The following is a 21,563-nucleotide window of genomic DNA, read 5'->3' on the forward strand; positions in this document are numbered from 1 at the left end:
TTAGCCCGTCCGGTGCCCTTCGGGTCCCGCCCGGCCGACCGTTCGCCGACGCGATCGACCGTCCGTCGCAGGGCCGGGACCGCCCTCTGTCCACCGGCCGCGCCCTGCGCTGCGATACGGCCATGACGGCCGGAACCACACTCACCCACCGGGCGACGACCGCCGAGCACGAGCTGGCCGCGCTCCAGCGCGAGCACGGCGGATTCCTGTTCGCCCTGCTGTACAGGCTCTGCGACGGAGACCGGCAGCGCGCCGAGGACCTCGTACAGGAGACCCTGGTGCGCGCCTGGCAGCATCCCGAGGCGCTGCACGCCGACGACTTCGACTCCGTACGGCCCTGGCTGCTCACCGTCGCCCGGCGGCTCGCCATCGACGCCCGGCGGGCCCGGCAGGCACGGCCGCCCGAGACCGGCGACGAGGTTCCCGAGAACGCCCGGGTGATCGCCGACCACGCCGAACGGGCCGCGGCGATGCTCGACGTCCGGGAGGCTGTGAAGACACTCACGCCGGAACACCGTGACGTCCTGGTGCTCGTGTACTTCCTCGGGGCCAGTGTGGCGGAAGCGGCGCAGACCCTGGGCATTCCACCCGGTACCGTGAAGTCCCGCGCGTACTACGCGCTGCGCGCCCTGCGCCGGGTCCTCCCGGGCTACGCGGCCGACCTGCGGTGAAACCGGAGCCCTGGCAAAGCCTTCGCAAAGCGCCTTGCTGCGGCCCGCGTTCGGCAATGGGCTGTCCTCATGCGCTCCGGTCGGGGGCCGGGCCCGGTGTTCGGGCGACGCGCAGGTACCGGAGGAAGGGCAGGAAGGGCATGCTGCACAGAGGTCACGACGGCACGGGCGGCACCGACGGCGACGAGCTGGCCGTCCCGATGGCCTGGCTGTACGCCGAGTACATCGCCGACGAGCTGCTGCGCACCGGCGATCTGATGCCGCCGACGTCCTTCGAGTTCCGGGCCGGCCGGGAGGCGCTGGCGCTGACCGTCTTCCTGTCCGACACCGACGGGGAGCTGTCCGGCATCCGGGTGATCTCCCAGCTGGAGAACTGGCTGTCCCTGACCGCCTACGACCAGCCGTGGCGGGACTGGGTGAGCGAGCGGATGGCCGAGCTGACGGACCGGGCGGCCCGCTCCGGCACCCCCGGCCCCGACCTGGCGCTGGCGGAGGACGCCTGGCGGTGGCTGGAGGAGACCGAGCTGCTCGCCCCGGACCTGGACGCGGTGCCCGGCGGCGGGCTCGGGGAGGACGACGGGCCGAAGGTCTGGACCCCGGCGTGGCGGCTCGGCCTGCCCCTCGGCCACCTCGCGATCCACCTCTTCTGAACGATCCGGGCCCCGGCCGGCCGGCCACCCGGCCCCGCGCTTCGGGACGTCCCCGGCCCACGACTTTCTGAACGTCCCGGAATTCACACCAATCCGCGGGCCGGGCCGCTCCGAATCTCCTGTCCGCGATTCTGCGCGCGGCTTGAGTGATTCGGCGGTCGGCTGCGTACGGGTGGGAGCAAGGAGTAACCCTTCCCCCACCCTTCGGCACGAGGATTCGGCATGAGGTCCCTGGAAAGGCATCGCGACGTCGGCGCGTACGCGCTCGGCGTGCTGGACGAGGCGGAGGCCTTCCGCTTCGAGGACCACATCATGGAGTGCCCTCAGTGCGCGGCACACGTGACCGAGTTCGGGCCCACGACACGGCAGTTGATGCTGTACCGCCGGGCCACGCCGCGTTTCGTGCACCCCATGGCACAGCCCGGTTCCCGGCTGCTGGACCGGCTGCTCGGCGACCTGGCGCAGCGGCGGCGCGCGCGGCGCCGCCGGCTGCTGTACGGCCTGGCCGCCTCGGTGGCGCTGGCCGTGGCCGGTCCCGGGATCGTGGCCTTCGCCGGCCACGGGGAGCAGGCCGCCCGGGTCACGGCGGCGACCGATCCGCGGACGGGGGTGTGGGCACGGGTCACCTCCGCGGACCAGGACTGGGGCAGTGATCTGCGGCTGGAGGTCAAGGACGGCTCCGGGGCGCACACCTGCCGGCTCGTCGCGGTCGGCCGCGACGGCACGGAACAGGTCGTCGCGGGCTGGACCAACCCCGGCGAGGGCTCCAGGCCCACCACCACGATGGGCGCCGCGTCGATGCACCCGGACCAGATCGCCCGCTACGAGGTGCGCACGGCGGAGGGAAAGCTGCTGGTCACGGTAGGGGCACGGTAACCGCACCAGGACTTGACCGAAGATTCACCTTAGGTGAGCCTTACCTGAGTTTTCCGTGAGTCTTCCAGGAGCAGTCCGTGTCCGTACCTTCCGAGCCCTCCATGTCCCCCCAAGCGCCCACCGCTCCGCGGCCAGGCCTGTACGACACCTGGTGGACCGTCGGCGCGGCCGGGGTGGGCGTCTGTCTGAGCCTGACGGCCTGTGCCTGGGTCTCCGCGCACCTGCGGGTGGACGCCACCCTGCACACCGCGGCGCTCTTCGTCCACCTCGCCTCCCTGGTGCTCGGCTTCGGTGCCGTCCTGGCCGCCGACTACCACGCACTGCTCTGGCTGACCGGCCGCTGCTCCCTCGCAGACGCCCTGGACGGCACCCACCGGCTGCACGTGCCCATCTGGACAGGACTCGCCGGGCTGGTGGCCAGCGGAGCCCTCCTCCACCCCGACCTCGGCGCCCCCCTCACGCGGACCAAGCTCGCCCTGGTCCTCGGTCTCACCCTGAACGGCCTGCAGGCCGGACGGCTCGCCCGGCGCATGCGGGCGCAGGGGAACGGGCCCGTGGCCCCGCGTCTGCTGGTTCGGGGCGCCTGCACGGCGCTGGTCTCCCAGGTGTGCTGGTGGGGAGCCGTCCTCATCGGGTTCCGCAACAGCCAGCGCTGAGCCCGGGCTCACTTCAGCAGACGGGACAGCCTGCGGTCGGCCAGGGGCTTGCCGCCCGTCTGGCAGGTCGGGCAGTACTGGAGCGAGGAGTCGCTGAAGGAGACCTCCCGGACGGTGTCGCCGCACACCGGGCAGGGCTCCCCGGTACGGCCGTGGACGCGCAGGCCGGTCTTCTTCTCCGCCTTCAGCCGGCCGGCCGCCACTCCCCTGGACCGCTCGACCGCCTCGGTCAGCGTGTCGCGCAGCGCCGTGTACAGCCGGTGGGTCTCCTCCGGGGTCAGGGAGGCGGCGAGTTTGAACGGGGACATCCTCGCGGCGTGCAGGATCTCGTCGCTGTAGGCGTTGCCGACGCCCGCGATCAGCGACTGGTCGCGCAGGGCGCCCTTCAGCTGCCGCCGTTCCTCCCGGAGCAGGGCGGCGAAGCGGTCCTCGTCGAAGTCGGCGGCGAGCGGGTCGGGGCCGAGGCGGGCGATGCCCGGGACCTCGTGCGGGTCCCGGACCACGTACACCGCGAGGCGTTTCTGGGTGCCGGCCTCGGTCAGGTCGAAGCCCTCGCCGGTCTCCAGCGCCACGCGCAGCGCCAGCGGGCCCTTGCCCGGCTTGGGCGGGCCGTCCGGCAGCCGGTCCCTCCACTGGAGCCAGCCCGCGCGGGCCAGGTGGGTCACCAGGTGCAGGCCGGTGTCCGTCGCGACGTCCAGGAACTTGCCGTGCCGGCGCACGGCCGTGACCCCGGCGCCCTCCACGGCGGTAACCGGGGGGTCGTAGGTCTTCAGGACGCTGACGGCGACCGGCAGCACCCGCACCAGCCGCCTTCCGACCAGGTGCTCGGCGAGGAAGTCCGTCAGCGCTTCTACCTCGGGCAGTTCCGGCATACGTCCAGAGTGCCATCCGGCACCGACAACGCCCCGCGGCGCCGCCCGGGCCGGTGACTACGGCACCCGGAACTCGCACCACACCGCTTTGCCGCCGCCGCGGGCCTCCACGCCCCAGACGTCGGCGAGCCGGTCCACCAGGAGCAGCCCGCGGCCGGAGACGCCGTCCTCCCCGGCCTCCCGGCGGCGCGGCAGCGCACTGGAGGAGTCCTCGACCTCGATGCGCAGCCGGCGGTCGCTTCCGACCAGGGACCGCAGGGTGACGATCGCGGAGCCCTCGGTGTGCAGGAGCGCGTTGGTGATCAGTTCGTCGGCGGCCAGCTCGATCTCGTCGGCGCGGTCACGGGCGCCCCAGGCGCGGACCGCGGCGCGGATCATGTGCCGGGCCTGGGTGAGCGCTTCGGGATCGCCGGGCGCGACGTGCTGCCGGAGCCGGCCGGCGGCGCGCGCGGTCCCGGGGGCGCTGCGGCGCAGCAGGAGCAGGGCCACGTCGTCGTCGCCGCCCTGCTCCTCGGACCGCTGGATCAGCAGGTCGGCGAGCTCGCACACCTCGTCCGGGCCGTCCGCGATGAGCGCGGCGAGGCCGCTCATGCCGTCGTCGAGATCGGTCCCGGGCCGTTCGACGAGGCCGTCGGTGCACAGCAGCAGGGTGTGCCCGGGGTCGAGTTCCAGGGTGGCGACCGGGTACTCCAGCCGGCCGAACTCGGCGGACAGGCCGAGCGGCAGCCCGCCCTCGACGGGGACCCGGACGCAGCTGCCGTCGCCGTGCCGGACCAGCGGGTCGATGTGCCCGGCGCGGACCATCTGGACGACCCCCGTGGACAGGTCGGCCTCGGCGTACAGGCAGGTGGCGAACCGGTCGGTGTCGAGTTCGTGCAGGAAGACCGAGGCGCGGGCCATCACGGTGGCCGGGGTGTGGCCCTCGGCGGCGTAGGCGCGCAGCACGATCCGCAGCTGGCCCATGACGGCCGCCGCGTGCGTGTCGTGGCCCTGGACGTCCCCGATGACCGCGCCGACCCGGCCGCCGGGCAGCGGGATCAGGTCGTACCAGTCGCCGCCGATGTCCCGGCCGAGGGCCGCCGAGCGGTAGCGGACCGCGACGTCGGCGCCGCGGACCCGGGGGATGGTGCGGGGCAGCATGGCCTGCTGGAGGCCCTGGGCGAGGTCTTTCTCCTGCTCGTAGAGCCTGGCCCGCATGAGGCTCTGCGCGATGCTGCTGCCGAGCGCGACCAGGACGGCGCGCTCCTCGGCGGAGAAGCCGCGCCGGTCGTCGTAGAGCAGGCCCATGGCGCCGATCGGGCGGGCCTGGGCGATCAGGGGCAGATAGGCGGCCGAGGTGATGTGCAGGTCGGTGATGTGCGGCCAGAGGATCGGGTAGTCCCTGGCGAACTCCTCCGGGGACTCGATGAACCGCGGGGTGAGCGTGCGGACGACCTCGCTCATCGGGTACGGCTCGTCGGTCCGGGTGATGCGGGTGCCGGGGACGGAGGCGCCCGCGGGTCCCTCGGCCACCAGCCGGATCCGGCCCGCCTCCACCAGACCCATCACCAGGCTGGCCGCGCCCAGGTGGCGGACGCCGTGGGTGTCCTTGAGGACGTCGATCACGTCCTGGACGCTGCGGGCGTGGGCGAGGGCGGCGGAGATCACCTGGACGACGCCGGTCTGCTGCCGGAAGGCCTGGTCCTGGGCGGCCCGCAGGCTGCGGGCAGAGCTGTCGGCGAGTTCCTCGGTGGCGTCGCGGACGATGCCGACGACCCGGCGCGGGCGGCCGGTGTCGTCGCGCCGGATGTAGCCCTGGGTGTGCGTCCAGCGCATGGTGCCGTCGCGGCAGCGGATGCGGAAATAGGCGCCGTAGTTCTCGCTGCCGTCCTTGATCGCCCGGGCGATCACGGCGTCCAGCCGGGAGGCCTCCGGCGGCGGTACCCGGACGGCCAGGGTCTCGGGGCGCCCGTCGTATTCCTCGGGCCGTAGGTCGAACACCTCGAACGCCTGGGCGTCCATGTGGAAGAGACCGGCGTCCAGGTCCCAGTCGAAGCTGCCCATGCGGTTGAGCGCGAGGATCGGGTCCGGGTGTGCGGGCCAGTCCTCCGGGAGGGACAGGGCGGCGCTCGCTCCCTGGTGGGCCATGGGCCCCAGATTGCCAGGATCCGGCGGATTATTCGACCTGATCGGCGGACGGGTCCGCGGGGGCCGCCCCGGAGGCTCTTCCGGCGGCCGTCCCGGCGGCTGTCCCGGGGGCGGCGAGCACGGTGCCGGCCGGGCCCGTGGCGGCCGCGGCGGTGCCGGTCGGACCGGGGGTGGTGACGGAGCCGGCGGGCGGCGGGTCGGCCGTGAGAGGGCCGGTGCCGTCGGAGAAGTCCGGGAGGCCGGGCGGGCCGAACTCGTCGGTGGGGCTCAGGGACGGGCCGGGAGGGAGGTCGAGCGCGGGGTCGACGGTGGGGTCGAGGGGCGGCGGCTGCGGGGTGGTCGTGGCGGCGCCGTCCGCGAGACCGGGCGCGCGGTCCGTGGGAGCGGCCGGGCGGCCCGGTGCGGTCGGGGACGGAGGAGCGCCGGTCCGGCCCGGGGAGACGGGCGGTGGGCTCTCCCCCGGGCGGGCGGCGGTCGGGCCGGTGGTGGCCGGGGCGGTCGTGGCCGGACGGGTGGGGGCAGGGGTGGCGGTGGCCCAGGCCGGCGGGGGCACCACCCGGTCCCGGCGCACGTCGGGGCCGATCCGGCGCTCGATCCAGGTGCGCCGGGCGGTGTCGACCAGGGTGATGCTGGTGACGGGCCGGGGCGCCGGGGTCACCACGACCACCTGGTTCGGCCGGTAGCCGGCCCACGGGGTGCCACGGGCGCCCGCCCCGCCCCGGGTCGGCGCGGGCGGCTCCAGCGGGTTGCCGCAGGCGCAGCGGACCCGGGGCAGACCCCGGTCGTCCACCAGGACGGCGGTCCCGGCCTGCAGCACGGCCTGGTAGCGGGCCGCCCGGCCGTCGCGGTAGGCGTGGCTGGTGACGCGGGTGTCGGCGCCGAGCACGACCGGGGTCAGGCCGCGCAGATAGCCGGGGAGCGCCGAGCGGGGGATGCCGGCCGCCTGGGCGAAGGCCTCGGCCCTGGCCGCGTCGGCCGCAAGGTACCGCGCGTGCCGCTCGGCGTCGCAGCCGGCGACGCGGGGGGTGCCCCGGTACAGGCCGGGCGTCGCGCCGGACAGGCTGCGGGTCGCACGCAGGGGCGCCTCGACGTCACCGGGCTGGACCCGGGCCGTGCTCCGCGGGGATCCGGTACCGGAGGCACCGGTGTCCGTGGGTTCGGTGAAGGGTTCGGGCCCTCGCTCGCCGGCGGCCTGCAGCCAGACCAGCTCCCCCGTCCTGGTCTGCTTGACGCCGGAGCCGGCGCAGCCCGCGGCCAGCGCCATGATGAGCGCGCAGGCCGTGGGGATGGATCGGGTGGGTATCCGCACCGCACACTCCGCATCACTGTGGGTGATTACGCCCTATTGTTGGCATTGCCCAGCTTTGCCTGGCAACTCGGGGAAGTCGTGAGGACAGCTGCGCCGGTGTAACCCGCACAGGAGGCACGCACAGCCGTGGACTGGTTCACCGCACCCGACTACTGGCTGAGCCGGCTGGTTCTGCAGCGGGCTCTGGCGGCCGTGTACCTGGTCGCGTTCCTGACGGCGGCCCTGCAGTTCCGGGCCCTGCTGGGCGAGCGCGGGATGCTGCCGATCCCCCGCTTCACCGCCCGGGTGCGCTTCCGGCGCGCGCCGAGCCTGTTCCACCTGCACTACTCCGACCGCTTCTTCGCGGGCTGCGCCTGGGCCGGCTGCGCGGTGTCGGCGGCCCTGCTGGCCGGGGCGGACTCCGCGCTGCCGCTGTGGGCGGGCGTCCTGCTGTGGCTGCTGCCGTGGGCGCTGTACCTGTCGATCGTCAACGTGGGCCAGACGTGGTACGCGTTCGGCTGGGAGTCGCTGCTGCTGGAGACGGGTTTCCTCGCCGCGTTCCTCGGCAACGACGAGGTGGCGCCACCGGTCGTCGTGTTGTTCCTGCTGCGCTGGATCCTGTTCCGGGTGGAATTCGGGGCCGGGCTGATCAAGCTGCGGGGCGACGAGTGCTGGCGCAAGCTGACCTGCCTCGACCACCACCACGAGACGCAGCCGATGCCGGGCCCGCTGAGCTGGTTCTTCCACCATCTGCCGAGGCCGCTGCACCGGGTGGAGGTGGCCGCCAACCACGTCACCCAGCTGGCCGTGCCGGTCCTGCTGTTCACCCCGCAGCCGATCGCCTCGGCCGCCGCCGCCCTGATGATCGTCACCCAGCTGTGGCTGGTGCTCTCCGGCAACTTCTCCTGGCTGAACTGGATCACCATCGTGCTGGCCCTGTCCGCGCTCCGGCTGCCGGTGACCGCGCCGCCGGTGCGGGCGGCCCCCCTGTGGTACGAGGTGCTGGTGCTCGCGGTCGCCGCGCTGCTGCTCTTCCTCAGTCACCGCCCGGTGACGAACATGGTCTCCCGCCGCCAGGTGATGAACCGCTCCTTCGACCCGCTGCACCTGGTGAACACCTACGGCGCGTTCGGCAGCGTCAGCCGGGTGCGTTACGAGGTGGTGGTCGAGGGCACGCTGGACGACACCCCGCGCGCGGACTCGGACTGGCGGGAGTACGCGTTCAAGGGCAAGCCCGGCGATCCCCGGCGCTGGCCGCGCCAGTTCGCCCCCTACCACCTGCGCCTGGACTGGCTGATGTGGTTCGCCGCGCTCTCGCCCGGCTACGCGGGGGAATGGTTCGGGGCCCTGGTGGAACGCCTGCTGGAGAACGACCGGGACACGCTCAGGCTGCTGCGCCGCTCTCCGTTCCCGCCGGACACCCCGCCCCGCTACGTGCGGGCCCGGCTGTTCCGGTACCGGTACACGAGCTGGCGGGAGCTGCGGGAGACGGGGGCGTGCTGGGAGCGGACCTTCGTACGGGAGTACCTGCCGCCGACGCGGCTGGCGGGGGCGGCCCAGAGGTCGTAGACGCGGGCCCCGGTGGTCTCGGACAGCGCGGTGCCCTGGACGCCGGTACCGGCGTTGTTCACGAGGATGCCGAGCCCGCCCGGCGCCTCGGCGGCCTCGGTCACGGCCGCACGCACCGAGGCGTGGCCGGTGGCGTCGGCGCGAGGAGCGGTGCGTCCACGCGGGCCGGCTCCAGGCCGAGGACGGCGACCCGGGCACCGCGCTCGGCGAGGAGTCAGGCGGTGGCCCGGCCGGTGCCGGACGCGCCACCGGTGACAGGGCGCGCAGGCCCGTGAACTCGCTCATGCGGCCTGCCCGTTGCCGGTGTCGGGGCCGGCGGCCCGGTAGGTGCCGCCGGGATAGGTGCGGCGCGCCACGGATTCCGGGCGCGGGGCGGCGGAGAAGCCGGACGCGGTGAGTGCCGCGCGGAGGCCGTCGCGGAGGCCGACCCGGGTGGCGGAGTGTGCGTGGAGGCGGTCGACGTGCTCGACGACCCGGTCCTCCGCCGTCCACCGCGCCCTCGCCGCCCGCGCCCCGCAAACGGCGCGGGCGGCGGCAGCGGCCCATGTGGCCGAGGTGGAGCGGTGGCCGCGGGCCCGGCTGGGCGGTCGGCGCCGGTCTCAGCCCCTCCGCAACCGCAGCGTCATCAGCTCGAACGGCCGCAGCCGTACGCCGATGCCCTCCCCCTCCACCCGTGGCGCCGGGGCCTGGGGCACGGGGCGTTCCAGCAGGTCGGTCACGGTGACGCCGGCGACCGGGAAGGTGGCCGTCAGCGTGGCCCGGGCCCGCCCGCCGTGGGCCTCGTGGAAGCGGACGACCACGTCCCCGCTGCCGTCGTCGGCGAGTTTCACGGCCGTGATCACGACGGCGTCATGGTCGACGGCGACCAGCGGGGCGACCTCCCGGGCGCCGGTCGTGTGCCGTTCCGGCAGGTTGATCCACCAGCCTTCGCGGACCGCGTCGGCGAGGGCCGCGCCGGGGAGCAGGGCGTGCCGGAACCGGTGGACGCCCTGGTCGGTCTCGGGGTCGGGGAAGCGCGGGGCGCGCAGCAGGGAGACCCGGACCGTCGTGGTCGTACCGTGGTCGCCGTCGGCGCGGACCGTGCGGGTGACGTCGTGGCCGTAGGTGGAGTCGTTGACGACCGCGACGCCCCAGCCGGGTTCCTCCAGGTGGACGAAGCGGTGGTTGCAGGCCTCGAACTTGGCCGCCTCCCACGAGGTGTTAGTGTGGGTGGGGCGGTGGACGTGCCCGAACTGGGTTTCGGACGCGTACCGTTCGGCGTGCAGGTCGAGCGGGAAGGCGAGTTTCAGGAACTTCTCCGTCTCGTGCCAGTCGACCTCGGTGTCGACGAGCAGCCGCCGCTCGCCGGGCGGCAGGGACAGCAGCTGGGTGACCCGGGAGGAACCGAAGACCCGGACGACCCGCACCGAGGCGCCGTCCTCTCCGGCCGTGACCGACTCCGTGCCGGTGAGGTCGGTGACGGTGTTGCGGTAGAAGGAGTCCACGTCCCAGGCGTCCCACATGTTCGGGAGGTCCGGGTGCAGCTGGAGGAGGTTCGCGGCCCGGCCGGGGGCGATCGTCTCGCGGTCGGCGGCGGGATCGTAGGCGGAGACGACCAGGCCCCGGGCGTCGACGGTGATCCGCAGCAGGCCGTTGTCCAGCGTGAAACCGCCGTCCTCGCGGGTGGCGAGCCTGGTGGCACCGGCACCGGCCGGGGTGGCGGCGCCGCCGGCCGGGACGCCGTGGCGGGCGTGCGGGGCCGCGTTGAAGACCAGTGGGGTCGTGCCCGCGCCGGCGAGCGCCCGCTGCGCGGCCTCGGTGATCGCGGTCAGTTCGGCGGCCACCCGCTCGTACGTCGCCCGCGCCTCCCGGTGCACCCAGGCGATGGAGGATCCGGGCAGGATGTCGTGGAACTGGTGGAGCAGCACCGTCTTCCAGATGCGGTCCAACTCCTCGTACGGGTAGGGGAACCCGGTGCGTACGGCGGCGGTGGCCGCCCACAGCTCGGCCTCGCGCAGCAGGTGTTCGCTGCGCCGGTTGCCCTGCTTGGTCCTCGCCTGGCTGGTGAGGGTGGCGCGGTGCAGTTCGAGGTACAGCTCGCCCACCCAGACGGGCGGGTCGGGGTACTCGGCTTCGGCCTTCTCGAAGAACGCGCGCGGTGGTTCCCAGGTGACGGTGGGCGAGCCCTCCAGGTCGCGCAGCCGGGCCGCCTTGGCGACCATCTCGCGGGTGGTGCCGCCGCCCCCGTCGCCCCAGCCGGTGGGCGCGAGGGAGTGCCGGGCCCGGCCCTTGTCCTTGAAGTTGCGGGCCGCGTGCGCGAGTTCGCCGGCCCTCATCGAGCAGTTGTAGGTGTCGACGGGCGGGAAGTGGGTGAGGATCCGGGTGCCGTCGATGCCTTCCCAGTGGAAGGTGTGGTGCGGGAACGTGTTCGTCTGCGACCAGGAGATCTTCTGCGTCAGCAGCCACTTGGAGCCGGCCGCCTTGATGATCTGCGGCAGCCCCGCGGCGAAGCCGAAGGTGTCCGGCAGCCAGGCCTCCTCGTTCTCGACGCCGAACTCGTCCAGGAAGAACCGCTTTCCGTGCACGAACTGCCGGGCCATCGCCTCCGAGCCGGGCATGTTGGTGTCCGACTCCACCCACATCCCGCCGGCCGGCACGAACCGCCCTTCCGCGACGGCCTTCTTCACCCGGGCCCACACCTCGGGCCGGTGGTCCTTCACCCACGCCCACTGCTGCGCCTGGGACATGGCGAACACGAACTCCGGTTCGTCCTCGATGAGCGCGGTCATGTTGGACGTCGTCCGGGCCACCTTGCGCACGGTCTCGCGCAGCGGCCACAGCCACGCCGAGTCGATGTGCGCGTGCCCGACCGCGCTGATCCGGTGCGCGGACGGCGCGGCGGGCGCGGACAGCACGCCGGTCAGCCGCTGCCGGGCCCGGTCGGCCGTGCCGTTCACGTCCTGGAGGTCGACGGCGTCCAGGGCGCGTTCGACCGCGCGCAGGATGTCGTGCCGGCGTGCGGAGTCCACGGGCAGCTCGGCCATCAGCTCGCCCAGCACCTCCAGGTCCAGCACCAGCTGCCACACGGTGTCGTCGAAGACGGCGAGGTCCATGCGGGTGAGCGTGTACTGCGGCTCCCGGCCGGCGGTGTCCTTGTCGCCGAGCGGGGTGGGGCGGAAGGGGTGGTAGCCCAGGATGACCGGGTTGGAGGCGGCCTCGATGTGCAGCCGCACCTCCTCGCCGCCCGCGACGGGCGCGCCGATGCGCACCCACTGGTTGCGCGGGTTGAGGCCCTTCACCGGGGTGCCGTCGGGCCGGTAGACCAGGCCTTCGCACTGGAAACCGGGCATGTTCTCGTCGAAGCCCAGATCCAGCAGCGCCTCGACGGTCCGCCCGGCCCACGCCTCGGGCACGGTCCCGGTCACCCGGAACCAGCTGGTGCCCCACGGAGCACCCCACCGGGCGCCCACCTCGATCGGCTCGGGCTCGGCGGCGAGCCCCTCCGCGACGGGGACGGGCTCGCCGGGCGCATGCCACACCGCTGCCCGGAGCGGCACGGACTCGGGGTACACGGCAGGGCGGATCCGTTCGTCGAGGACGCGCCTGAGACGGGCTTCCATCAGAGTGCGGTCGTCATGCATGCGGGGTGCTCCCTGCGGGTCCGGGTGTTTACCAGGGGTGGATGACGGTGGCGGGGGACGACGCGTTGTGAAGCTCCCCCACGGCGCGCACTTCGAACCGTGTCGCGCTCTCGTCCTGTTCGGGCCGAAGGCCGGTGACGTGGGTGGGCGCGCCGGCCGGTGGCGCCGAGGAAGCGGCGGGGGCGTCTTGGAGGAGGCGGTGGAGGGTGAAGTGGCGGACGGGGCGGGGAGCGGCGGTCCAGACGAGGCGGAGGTCGCCGCCGCCGGCGGTGACCCGGGCGCCGGGGAGGGCGGCAGGCACGGGCGGGTGCGGCGGGCGCGGGCGCGGGCGCGGGCACCGGAGAGGGTAGCGGGCGGGGGGCGGGCGCGGGCGGGGGGCCGTCGGGGCGGGCGGTGAGGCCGCCCCGACGGCCGGCCGGCGGGCCGGGCCCTGGGCCGCCGTGAGCCGGATGCCCGGGGTGTACGGAGGGCGCCGGACAGCCCTGTGAGCGGGGCGGCCACCGTCTTCCGGTCGTTGACCGACCGCACCGGAGCGCCACGGTTGACCGAGTTCACAGCGAGATACGCGTACGGCGGTGTCGTCCCCGGCGTACGCGGCTCGGCCGTCGCCATCGCCGGTTCGACGTCCACCTCCCCGGCGCCGCCCCGGAACGGCAGGTCGACAACCTTGTTCACACCGATGGCGCCACACCGGCCGGTGAGGTGCGTCCGCCCGGCGGGCCGGGCCCGGCGGCGAACCGGTCGGCCTCGTTGCCGACGGTCATGCCGAACCGGCAGCGGACATGCGGTCCTCTTGCAGTTGGGGGCTGGACTTCGTACGCGCCGGCCTCGACGCGGTCGCCGCCCCCCTGATCCGCCCTCCACCCTCGCCCGCGCCCTCGCCGCCCCCGCGGCGGAAGCACCGCTGGAGGCGGGTGAGGAGGACGGGCGGTGTCACGGCGATCACCGTTCCGGCGCGGGTCTACCGGACGGGATCACGCCAGAGCGAACTCATGCGTGACGCCCGTTGCCTTTGCGTTTCCACTCGCAGAGCAAGACCGACTCGATGTGGCGCCATACTTGTCCCGGGGAATGGGGGTGACCCAGTTGCCGTATACCGTGTACTTCGCCCCGTCGCTGCTGAAGCATTCGACGACTGCCCGGTACTTGTGCGAAGTAGGGCTGTTGGTGTACCCGCATTTGACATTCCCTACGGTACTGCCGTTCGACTTCCATTCCTTGCACGTAGGGACCGAAGCCGCTTCAGCCGATTGCGTTGCGATCATTCCGGACATCAAGGCGACTCCGGTGAAACCGGCGACAGCGGCCATCCTGACGACGCGCATCTTTCCTCCTGGGTTTGTGAACGGTTTCAAGGGTGGGCGGAGCGCACTCAGCCCGCGGGCAGGGACTTCTCGCCGGTCGTCATGTCGTCCTCCGTCACGAGTGGCCTGCGAAGACGCCCACTGCCGAGGACGGCAGTCGCGACGGCCAGTACGCTCGCGGCGCAGGGCACCGCGTACCCTGCCCGGGCGTCCGAGGCGTCCACGATCCAGCCCGAGACGGCGGAGCCGAGCGCGAGGCCCAGGGAGAGCCCGGTGCCGGTCCACGTCATGCCTTCGGTGAACTTGTCGCGCGGAACGTGCTGTTCGAGCAGAGCCATGGTGGTCACCATGGTCGGTGCGACGCACAGTCCGGCGACGAAGAGGAGAGCCGCCAACACATAGAGGTTGTCGGCCAGCAGCAGCGGAAACACGGTGATCGCCATCGCACACAGCCCTGCGAACCAGTTGACGAAGGGCGTGCCTTTGAGGTGGACCAGCCCGAAGACGACGCCGGCACAGCAGGAGCCGAACGCGTACGCGGCAAGCGCGTAACTCGCCGCGCCCATGTGGCCCTGTTCCTCGGCGAAGGCCACCGTGACGACGTCGAGGGAGCCGAAGATCCCGCCGATGGCCACGTACGCCACGACCAGGACCCGCAGGCCACCGGAGCCGATCGCCGTACCTCCCCGGCGACCGGTTGCGGGATGCACGCGCGGCTCGGTCGCGTGCTGGGCCGTCAGCCAGAAGACTCCGCCGAGGAGGAATCCCGCGGCCAGCAGGACCCCCGCCTGCGGGATCCACACGATGGACAACCCGATGGAGAGCATGGGACCGACGATGTAGCAGACCTCGTCGACGACGGCTTCCCACGAGTAGGCGGTGTGCAGCTCGCGTGGTGACTCCCGGTGGATCTCGGCCCAACGTGCCTTGACCATCGAGCCGACACCGGGCGCGCAGCCGATCCCGGCCGCACACGGAAAGAGGACCCATTCCGGAGCTCCCTGGTCGAGACAGACGAGGAACGCGGCCGCGGCGGAGGCGGCCACGAGGGCGGTGGGGCGCAGGACCCTGGCCTGGCCGAGCCGGTCCACCAGCCGCGACGTCTGGGGGCCGATGACGGCGGCGGACAGTGCGAAGGTCGCTGAGAGGGCACCAGCGGTGGCGTACCGGCCGGTGAGCTGGGAGACCACGGTGATGATGCCGACGCCCATCATGGTCAGCGTCAGACGCCCGAAGAAGCCGGCGGCGGTGAACGACGCCGTGCCGGGCGCGGCGAATATGTTCCGGTACGGGTTGGGCAACTCGGGCTCCGATTCAGAGGTGGGCGTCTGCCGCCGCCATCGCGGAGCTCAGAGCCGACGTGAGGAGCGGTACGTCGCGCGTGCGCGGAACGCTGATCCGGGCCCACCCGGAGAGGCCGAGTCCGGCCATGTCCCGGATGTGGATCCTGTGCCTGTCGGCGAGGCGTTCCACGATGGCCGGGGCGTCGTCACCGAGGTGCGCCAGGACGAAGTTGGTCTGCGACGGCAGGCTGTGGACTCCCATCGTCGCGAGTCTCGAGCTCAGCACCTGGCGGGCGACGGCGCAGTCGTTCACGACGTTCCTCAGATGGTCCTGGTCGGCGAGCGCCGCTGCGGCAGCGGCCAGGGCCACCCGGTTGGTGTTGTAGGGCAGGGCCGTGCGGATCGCTGTCATGGCGTCGATCAGATGCTCGTCGCCGAGCGCGTAACCGCAGCGGAGACCGGCCAGACCGTAGGCCTTGGAGAAGGTCCGCAGTACCACGAGCCCCGTGCCGTGGAGGTGCGGCAGACCGCTGCCGAACCGCGTCGCGTCGGCGAACTCCGCGTACGCCTCGTCGAGGACGAGCAGGGCCCCCGCGTCGTGGCAGGCCTCCACCAGGACCTTCACCTGCTCGGAGCCGAGGGCCGTACCCGTCGGATTGTGCGGGTTGCACACGATGACGCAGGAGGCGGCGGCCGCGGCCTCGCACACACCCTCCACATCGATCCCACCCGAGGTGGCCAGCGGCACGGTGGTCACCGCATGGCCGCTGATCTCGAGTGCAGCGGCATATCCGGCGAAGGTGTTGGCGGTGAGCACAGTGGGCTTGTCACCGCCGGACGTCGCGAGTGCGACGAGCATGATGATCTCGTCCACGCCGTTGCCGACGACGACTTTCCGCTCGGGTACCCCGTAGTGGGCGGCGAGCAGCCCGCGCAACGGTTCGCCGTCGGAGTGGGGGTACCAGTGGGTGTGCTCGATCTCGGCGTGCGCGGCGGCCAGGGCGTTCGGTGATGCGCCCCACGCGTTCTCGGACAGGGCGAGCCGCATGACGTCGCGAGGATCGTGGGCGACCGGGCTGGCCCGGAAAGGTGCCAGCGTGGCGAAGCTGCGTACTGCCTGTAAACCTTTGGACATCATCGTGCTTTCTCGACAGTGGGTCGTACGAGGGTCGTCATGGGGTGATCGGCCTAGAGGGATCCCTCGTCGAATGCGGCTCCCAGCCTCACGATGTAGTCCAGGACCGCGGTCATGTGGTGCTCCTCTATATGCGGATTGACGGCCATGAAACGCATCGGGTAGAGAGTCGCTCCGTACTTGAGGATGCCGTCGTCGTCAGGCAGCCCGAAATGGTGCAGATGCCATCTGCCGTCGGCCAGCATGCGCTCGTGGATACGAAGGTTGGCTTCGTTGATCCGCTCGATGTCGGGAGCAGCCACGTCGACATCTGCTGGTACGTACATGAACGTCACAGCCGTCATGTCCACCTTGTGCAGGCGAATCAACCGTTCATGCGAATCGACCAGCTCGGCGAAGCGCAACGCCTTCTCGACGCGGCTCTCCGCCAGTTCGGCGAGTCCCGACCGGCCGCGCGTTCGCATCATCATCCACAGCTTGAGCGACAGCCACGCCTTCGTCCCGATGAACGGCGTGACCTGACCGAAGTCGAAGTCGTCCCCCATGATCAGGCCGGAGTGACTGGAGATCGCCTTGAGACTGGCCGGGTCGCGGACCAGAAGGGCCCCGAGGCTGTGCGGGATGGCCATCACCTTGTGCGGATCCACCGTCACGCTGTCGTAGTCCTCGATGCCCGCCAGCTTGCCGCGCAGTCTGTCGCTGAAGGAGCACATCAGTCCCCAGCAGGCGTCAGCGTGCAGCCATATCCGCTCGTCTGCCGTGCGCACCACGTCGCGCACACCCCGCAGGTCGTCCACGGTCTGAGTACGGCTGTCGCCGGCGTACGCGACCACCGACATGATGCGGCCCTCGTGCTCTCGCAGCGCCCGCTCCAGCGCCCCGAGGTCGTAACGGAAGCCGTCCGTGTCCACCTCGATGACCTGGTAACCGAGGCCGATCCATTTCAGCGCGCTCTTCACGCTGTAGTGGCCGATGTCCCGCGGGACCACGATCGAGAACCGCTCGGGGTCGTGGACTCCCGTCTCCATGGTGCCCGGCACCTTGTGTTCCCGGGCGAGCATCATGGCGAGGGAATTGCTCATCGTCCCGCCGTGCGTGATGATTCCCCCGACATCGAAGACGGTCGTGAGGTCCTCGACCCGCGGGTTGGTGAAGCCGATCAGCTCCCGCAGCCACCGCAGGGCAGTGATCTCGACGAAGGTGGCGCTCGGCGAGTCGAAACTCTGGTTGATCAGGTTCTGCTGCGTCAGAAGGGCCAGGACGCCACCGGCGAGCGCGCCCACGTCGTCACCCGTGTCCCCGAAGCCCAGGAACTGAGGGCTCGCCTCGTTCTTGCACAGGGGCAGCATGGATTCGGCGAACTCGGCCAGGGCGTCCTCCACCGTGCCGGGATGGGCGGGTAAGGCGGAGATCAGCCGGTCCCGGGCCTGCACCGACGGAATGCGCTCGAGGAACACGTCCGGCTGGAGTTTGAAGTCGATCCCCAGCCGGAGCGCCTTGGTCAGTAGCTCGACCGTCTCGTCACGGTTTTCCGCGGTCAGCGAGCGTGTGTGGTCGGTCGTGGTGACAGGCTGCATCGCAACTCCTGATGATGGTTGATGTTTCTCGCGGGGCCGGCGATGTCCGCAAGGCGGCGCGGCGCTGCTTCAGGCGCGCCCGAACCCCGCTGCCACGAGGCACTCGCGTCATGCGTCGATCCGCGCCGAACGGTTTTCCCTCCATCGAAACGGAGGGGTGACCCGCGGTGGCGGAGCGGGCTCCGCCGATGCCGAGCGATCTGTGTCCGAGCGACGTGGCGAGTCGGCTCTTCCCCCGCCCGTGCCGAGGCCTCTGCTCTCGGCGTGCCGGCTTGTGTCTTCCCCTGGAGCCGAAGGCCGGTGGTCAGCGCGGCCTGCCCTCACCTTGATCATGGATCACGAGCACCTCCATGTCAGCGGCGAACCGCGTAAAGAAATTTTTGCCAATCTTGAGGCAACCAAGGGACGATGCTGACTTTCTGACGTGTCGCGTCCTGCGATCGCTAGGAGACACGAGATGAGACCGCATACCGCCAGGAGCAGCCCGCCTCGGACGCCGGCCTCGGGGAGGCTGCCCCGCTGGGCTTCGGCCACTGCAGCGCTGCTGGCCGTGCTGACGTCCTGTACCGGCTCCGCACCAACGGACGACGTCCCCGGGGCGGGGAAGCCCGGCGCGGCCGGCGTCGGGGACCGGCTGTTCCCGTCACTCGGCAACGGCGGCTACGACGTGCTGCACTACGGACTGACGTTGGACTACGCACCGGAGACCAACCGCCTGAAAGGTACGGCGGTCATCACAGCGCGCTCCACACAGGACCTGAGCCGCTTCAACCTGGACCTGTCAGGGTTGCGGGTACGCGGCGTCACGGTTCAGGGATCCAGGGCACAGGTCGCGCGCTCGGGCGACGAGTTGTCCGTCACACCGGCGAGGACGGTGAGAAACCACGAGGTCTTCAGGGCGGTCATCACGTACGACGGCGTCCCGCGCACGCTCAAGGGCGCTGATGGAGGGCTGGAAGGCTGGATGGAGACTGATGACGGCTCGACGGCCCTGGGCCAGCCGTCCGGCTCCATGACCTGGTTTCCGGGGAACCATCACCCGTCGGACAAGGCCACCTACGACATCACGGTCACGGTGCCCAAGGACGAGGACGGCGACCCCTATGACGTCATCAGCAACGGCAAGCTGGTCGAGGAGGAGGACGACGGCGGGACGGTGACCCGGCACTGGCGCACCGAGGAGCCCATGGCCAGCTACCTCGCCCACGTCTCCGTCGGCTACTTCGAGGTCCACAAGGGCTGGACGGACGGTGACGTGCCCGTCTACCTGGCCATCGACCCCGACGAGGCCGAGGACTCCGCTGACGTCGCGCGCCTGGTACCCGAGATCGTCGACTGGGCAGGCAAGCGCTTCGGCACCTACCCCCTCTCCTCGACCGGTGCCATCGTCGACCATCTGCCCGGTCTGGACTACGCCCTGGAGACGCAGACCAAACCCTACTTCGGCCAGGCGCCCGAGGAGGCGCTGCTCGTACATGAGCTGGCGCACCAATGGTTCGGCGACTCCGTCACGCCACGCATGTGGAAGGACATGTGGCTCAGCGAGGGGCTGGCCACCTACGCGGAGTGGCTCTGGGAGGAGGAGCGGGGTGGGCGGAGCGCCACGAAGATCTTCCAGGATTTCTACGACGGCACGGACGACGAGAGCGACGGCATCTGGGCCTTTCCGCCGGCGGATCCGCCCAGTGCGGGGCACGTCTCCGACCCGCCTGTCTACGGGCGCGGCGCCATGGCCGTGCACAAGCTGCGCGAGGCGGTCGGCGACCGGACCTTCTTCGACATCCTTCGTACGTGGACCCGGCAGCACCGGCACGGCAACGCTGACACCGGGCAGTTCATCGCCCTGTGCGAGCGCAAGTCGGCCAAGGACCTGACCGCCCTCTTCGACACCTGGCTTTTCGACGACGGGAAGCCCTCGCGGATGTGACGGGCTTCGGCCCGACGGGGGAAGGGCTCTCCCGGGGGAGAGCCCTTCTGCGGCCGGCCGTCTCACGCAGGCGGGTACACCAGCGTGATCTCGCGGTTCAGGCCGGTCTCGTCGGCGTCCGGATACATGGAGACCTCACCATCGGACCACCGCACCAGGAAATCGTCCGGGTGGCGGTTCTCCGTGTAGTCTCCGGCGCCCAGGATGGTGGCGTGCGTCCAGAGCCGGTTGGGCTTCTTGACCTGGATCTCGCCGTGGAAGCCGTTCTGGTCGAGATCCTTGTACAGGGTCAGTTCGCCGTCCGTCCAGCGCACCATGAGGTCGTGCTGGTCATTACCGGTGAAGTCGCCCGACGCGATGGTCGAGGCGTGTTCCCAGGTGCCGTTGGGCGCGGCCAGCTTCTTCTCGCCGTGGAACCCGTCCCGGTTGACGTCGGTGTACAGGGTGACCTCGCCGTCGCTCCAGCGAACCAGGAGATCGTCGGCCCACTTGTTGCTCGTCGTGTAACGGCCGCCGGTGATGGAAGTGGCGTGCTTCCACAGGTCGTTGGGTTTCTGCAGCTGGACCTCGCCGTGGAATCCCTTTTCGTCGACGTCGGGATAGAGCGTCAGTTCACCGTCCGTCCACCGGACGATGAGGTCATCGCGGTCGGCCCCTGTGAAGTCGCCCGCAGCCATGGTCGCGGCGTGTTTCCAGGTGTCGTTGGGGGCGGAGAGACGAATTTCCTTGTCGAAGTTGTCGGCTTCCTCACCGGCACCGCGATACAAGGTCAGCTCACCGTCGGACCAGCGCACGATCAGGTCGGAGTAGTCCCAGGTTCCCGGGTTGCTGTCGGTGAAATAACCACCGGCCATGACCTCGGCGTGCTGCCAGGTCTCCGCCTTGCCCAGGACACCGCGGCCCGCCGGCTGACGGTTCGCGACCGCGTCGTCGTACAGCGCTTTGGCATCGCCGTCGAGATAGGAGCTGTAGGAGATGTCGTCCTTGTCGCCGCCGGTCTTCCAACCGCCGATCACGCCGATGATGCCCCAGCCGCTGCCGCGTTTGACGAGGAATGGGCCACCGGAGGCACCACCCGAGTACTTGTCGCACGCGATACGCAGGAAGCTGCCCGGAATCTTGGGGTCGGTACTGTTGTAACGGACGGTCTTGTCCGTGCAGTCCAGCGGGCGCTTCTGGTTGGCCGGGTATCCGATGAGACGGACAGGATCGTGGTCGTAGCCCGCGTTGATCATCAACTCGGCGCCGCCGACGACGTCTTCGACGTTCTTGCCGCCGCGCGGTTCGAGCTGCAGGAAGTTGAAGTCCAGGTCGGCCGCGGCATCCGGGCCCTTGGCCAGGTAGCGCTTGTCGACGTAGATGCGTCCGGGCTTGACGGTGAAGGAACCGTGCGGCTTCTTCCCGTCGTCGTACTGCGGGACGAATGCGAGGTTCTTGCGCGCGTCCTGGTCGTCGAAGCAGTGACCGGCGCTCATGACGATGTTCTTGCCGGGGCTCTTGACGACTGTGCCACCACAGAAACGGCCGGTCTCCGTGCCGTCGTTCCAGAAGAAGGTGCCGACGACGGGCAATCCCTCGAACGGCCGGCTGGCGGCACGGTTCATTCTGGTCGGCGTGGGGAAGTGCTTGGCTTCCTGTTCCTCGACGGGCTTCGCGGCCCGCATGCGCTCCGGGGTCCAGTAGGCGTCGGCGTCAGCCGGCGTGAACCCGCGGGCGTCGTCGTCCCCGCCTGCCGGCACAGGGGTCGGCGGAATGGACGGCTGCTCCCCCGGGCCCGCGGTCGCTGAAGCGGAAGACGGCTGCGATGACACGGAAGCCGAGGGACGGGAGGGCGTTTCGGGGGCGGCGGTCGGCGAAACGGAAGCATGCTCCACCGGAGTACTCGGGAGGCTGTTTCCCGAGGGAGTCGGATCACCCTGGTCGGCGATCGCCGGAAATCCCGGCAGCAGAATGAGTGCCGCGGCCCCCGCCGCAGTACCCAGCGCTCTGCGTAACTGCATGGTTTTTT

14 protein-coding genes are annotated in these 21,563 nt (G+C 71.4%); 6 read left to right on the top strand and 8 right to left on the bottom strand.

Translation table 11 applies throughout. From position 1 onward, the window contains the following. The first annotated feature begins 122 nt into the window (after nt 1–122). The 4 genes from ACZ4VF_RS01955 to ACZ4VF_RS01970 all read left to right on the top strand — a co-directional run bounded on the left by ACZ4VF_RS01955 (nt 123) and on the right by ACZ4VF_RS01970 (nt 2,853). Entirely contained in the window at nt 123–671 is a 549-nt protein-coding gene (locus ACZ4VF_RS01955; RefSeq protein WP_467922535.1) for a sigma-70 family RNA polymerase sigma factor, read from the top strand. Between the two features lie 140 nt (nt 672–811). Continuing rightward, nucleotides 812–1,321 carry a hypothetical protein gene (locus tag ACZ4VF_RS01960; RefSeq protein ID WP_467922536.1) on the top strand — a complete coding sequence of 170 codons (510 nt, stop codon included), beginning with the start codon at nt 812–814 and terminating at the stop codon, nt 1,319–1,321. Between the two features lie 222 nt (nt 1,322–1,543). Then, nucleotides 1,544–2,197 (top strand): zf-HC2 domain-containing protein, encoded by a 654-nt coding sequence (locus tag ACZ4VF_RS01965; protein ID WP_467922537.1) that lies wholly within the window; start codon nt 1,544–1,546, stop codon nt 2,195–2,197. A gap of 77 nt (nt 2,198–2,274) precedes the next feature. Continuing rightward, on the top strand, nt 2,275–2,853 hold the full coding sequence (locus tag ACZ4VF_RS01970) for a hypothetical protein (protein WP_467922538.1): 579 nt from the start codon (nt 2,275–2,277) through the stop codon (nt 2,851–2,853). Nucleotides 2,854–2,861: 8 nt separating this feature from the next. Here ACZ4VF_RS01970 and ACZ4VF_RS01975 read toward each other — a convergent pair whose 3' ends face one another. Genes ACZ4VF_RS01975 through ACZ4VF_RS01985 form a run of 3 tightly spaced genes read right to left on the bottom strand, consistent with a single transcriptional unit; the run spans nt 2,862 to nt 7,161 of the window. Then, the gene (locus ACZ4VF_RS01975) at nt 2,862–3,725 is read right to left on the bottom strand and encodes an Fpg/Nei family DNA glycosylase (protein ID WP_467922539.1); all 864 of its coding nucleotides are present in this window, start codon (nt 3,723–3,725) and stop codon (nt 2,862–2,864) included. Between the two features lie 57 nt (nt 3,726–3,782). Continuing rightward, the gene (locus tag ACZ4VF_RS01980; protein ID WP_467922540.1) at nt 3,783–5,852 is read right to left on the bottom strand and encodes a SpoIIE family protein phosphatase; all 2,070 of its coding nucleotides are present in this window, start codon (nt 5,850–5,852) and stop codon (nt 3,783–3,785) included. Nucleotides 5,853–5,880: 28 nt separating this feature from the next. Then, entirely contained in the window at nt 5,881–7,161 is a 1,281-nt protein-coding gene (locus tag ACZ4VF_RS01985; protein WP_467922541.1) for a DUF6777 domain-containing protein, read from the bottom strand. 126 nt (nt 7,162–7,287) lie between these two features. Here ACZ4VF_RS01985 and ACZ4VF_RS01990 point away from each other — a divergent pair, with 126 nt between their 5' ends. Continuing rightward, nucleotides 7,288–8,709 (top strand): lipase maturation factor family protein, encoded by a 1,422-nt coding sequence (locus ACZ4VF_RS01990; RefSeq protein WP_467922542.1) that lies wholly within the window; start codon nt 7,288–7,290, stop codon nt 8,707–8,709. Between the two features lie 599 nt (nt 8,710–9,308). Here ACZ4VF_RS01990 and ACZ4VF_RS01995 read toward each other — a convergent pair. The 4 genes from ACZ4VF_RS01995 to ACZ4VF_RS02010 form a co-directional block, all read right to left on the bottom strand. Next, nucleotides 9,309–12,329, bottom strand: a complete 3,021-nt coding sequence (locus ACZ4VF_RS01995; protein WP_467922543.1) for an alpha-mannosidase — start codon at nt 12,327–12,329, stop codon at nt 9,309–9,311. Between the two features lie 1,372 nt (nt 12,330–13,701). Next, nucleotides 13,702–14,934 carry an MFS transporter gene (locus ACZ4VF_RS02000; protein WP_467922544.1) on the bottom strand — a complete coding sequence of 411 codons (1,233 nt, stop codon included), beginning with the start codon at nt 14,932–14,934 and terminating at the stop codon, nt 13,702–13,704. 13 nt (nt 14,935–14,947) lie between these two features. Beyond that, entirely contained in the window at nt 14,948–15,964 is a 1,017-nt protein-coding gene (locus ACZ4VF_RS02005; RefSeq protein WP_467922545.1) for a pyridoxal phosphate-dependent aminotransferase, read from the bottom strand. Between the two features lie 140 nt (nt 15,965–16,104). Beyond that, nucleotides 16,105–17,628, bottom strand: a complete 1,524-nt coding sequence (locus ACZ4VF_RS02010) for a pyridoxal phosphate-dependent decarboxylase family protein (RefSeq protein WP_467922546.1) — start codon at nt 17,626–17,628, stop codon at nt 16,105–16,107. Between the two features lie 457 nt (nt 17,629–18,085). Here ACZ4VF_RS02010 and ACZ4VF_RS02015 point away from each other — a divergent pair, with 457 nt between their 5' ends. Continuing rightward, on the top strand, nt 18,086–19,555 hold the full coding sequence (locus tag ACZ4VF_RS02015; RefSeq protein WP_467922547.1) for a M1 family metallopeptidase: 1,470 nt from the start codon (nt 18,086–18,088) through the stop codon (nt 19,553–19,555). A 62-nt stretch (nt 19,556–19,617) separates the two neighbouring features. Here the strand turns inward: ACZ4VF_RS02015 and ACZ4VF_RS02020 are convergent, their stop codons facing one another. Then, nucleotides 19,618–21,555, bottom strand: coding sequence for a trypsin-like serine peptidase (locus ACZ4VF_RS02020; RefSeq protein WP_467922548.1), 1,938 nt, complete (start codon nt 21,553–21,555; stop codon nt 19,618–19,620). Between the last annotated feature and the right edge of the window lie 8 nt (nt 21,556–21,563).

The sequence above is a fragment of the Streptomyces sp. NPDC029151 genome (assembly GCF_055564315.1).

What these genes read in the sequence shown, in the direction of transcription:
- ACZ4VF_RS02005 (WP_467922545.1), bottom strand. Translation starts at nt 15,964, where the DNA reads ATGCGGCTCGCCCTGTCCGAGAACGCGTGGGGCGCATCACCGAACGCC.
- ACZ4VF_RS02020 (WP_467922548.1), bottom strand. Translation starts at nt 21,555, where the DNA reads ATGCAGTTACGCAGAGCGCTGGGTACTGCGGCGGGGGCCGCGGCACTC.
- ACZ4VF_RS01995 (WP_467922543.1), bottom strand. Translation starts at nt 12,329, where the DNA reads ATGCATGACGACCGCACTCTGATGGAAGCCCGTCTCAGGCGCGTCCTC.
- ACZ4VF_RS01965 (WP_467922537.1), top strand. Translation starts at nt 1,544, where the DNA reads ATGAGGTCCCTGGAAAGGCATCGCGACGTCGGCGCGTACGCGCTCGGC.
- ACZ4VF_RS02015 (WP_467922547.1), top strand. Translation starts at nt 18,086, where the DNA reads ATGAGACCGCATACCGCCAGGAGCAGCCCGCCTCGGACGCCGGCCTCG.
- ACZ4VF_RS01960 (WP_467922536.1), top strand. Translation starts at nt 812, where the DNA reads ATGCTGCACAGAGGTCACGACGGCACGGGCGGCACCGACGGCGACGAG.
- ACZ4VF_RS01980 (WP_467922540.1), bottom strand. Translation starts at nt 5,852, where the DNA reads ATGGCCCACCAGGGAGCGAGCGCCGCCCTGTCCCTCCCGGAGGACTGG.
- ACZ4VF_RS02010 (WP_467922546.1), bottom strand. Translation starts at nt 17,628, where the DNA reads ATGCAGCCTGTCACCACGACCGACCACACACGCTCGCTGACCGCGGAA.
- ACZ4VF_RS01955 (WP_467922535.1), top strand. Translation starts at nt 123, where the DNA reads ATGACGGCCGGAACCACACTCACCCACCGGGCGACGACCGCCGAGCAC.
- ACZ4VF_RS01975 (WP_467922539.1), bottom strand. Translation starts at nt 3,725, where the DNA reads ATGCCGGAACTGCCCGAGGTAGAAGCGCTGACGGACTTCCTCGCCGAG.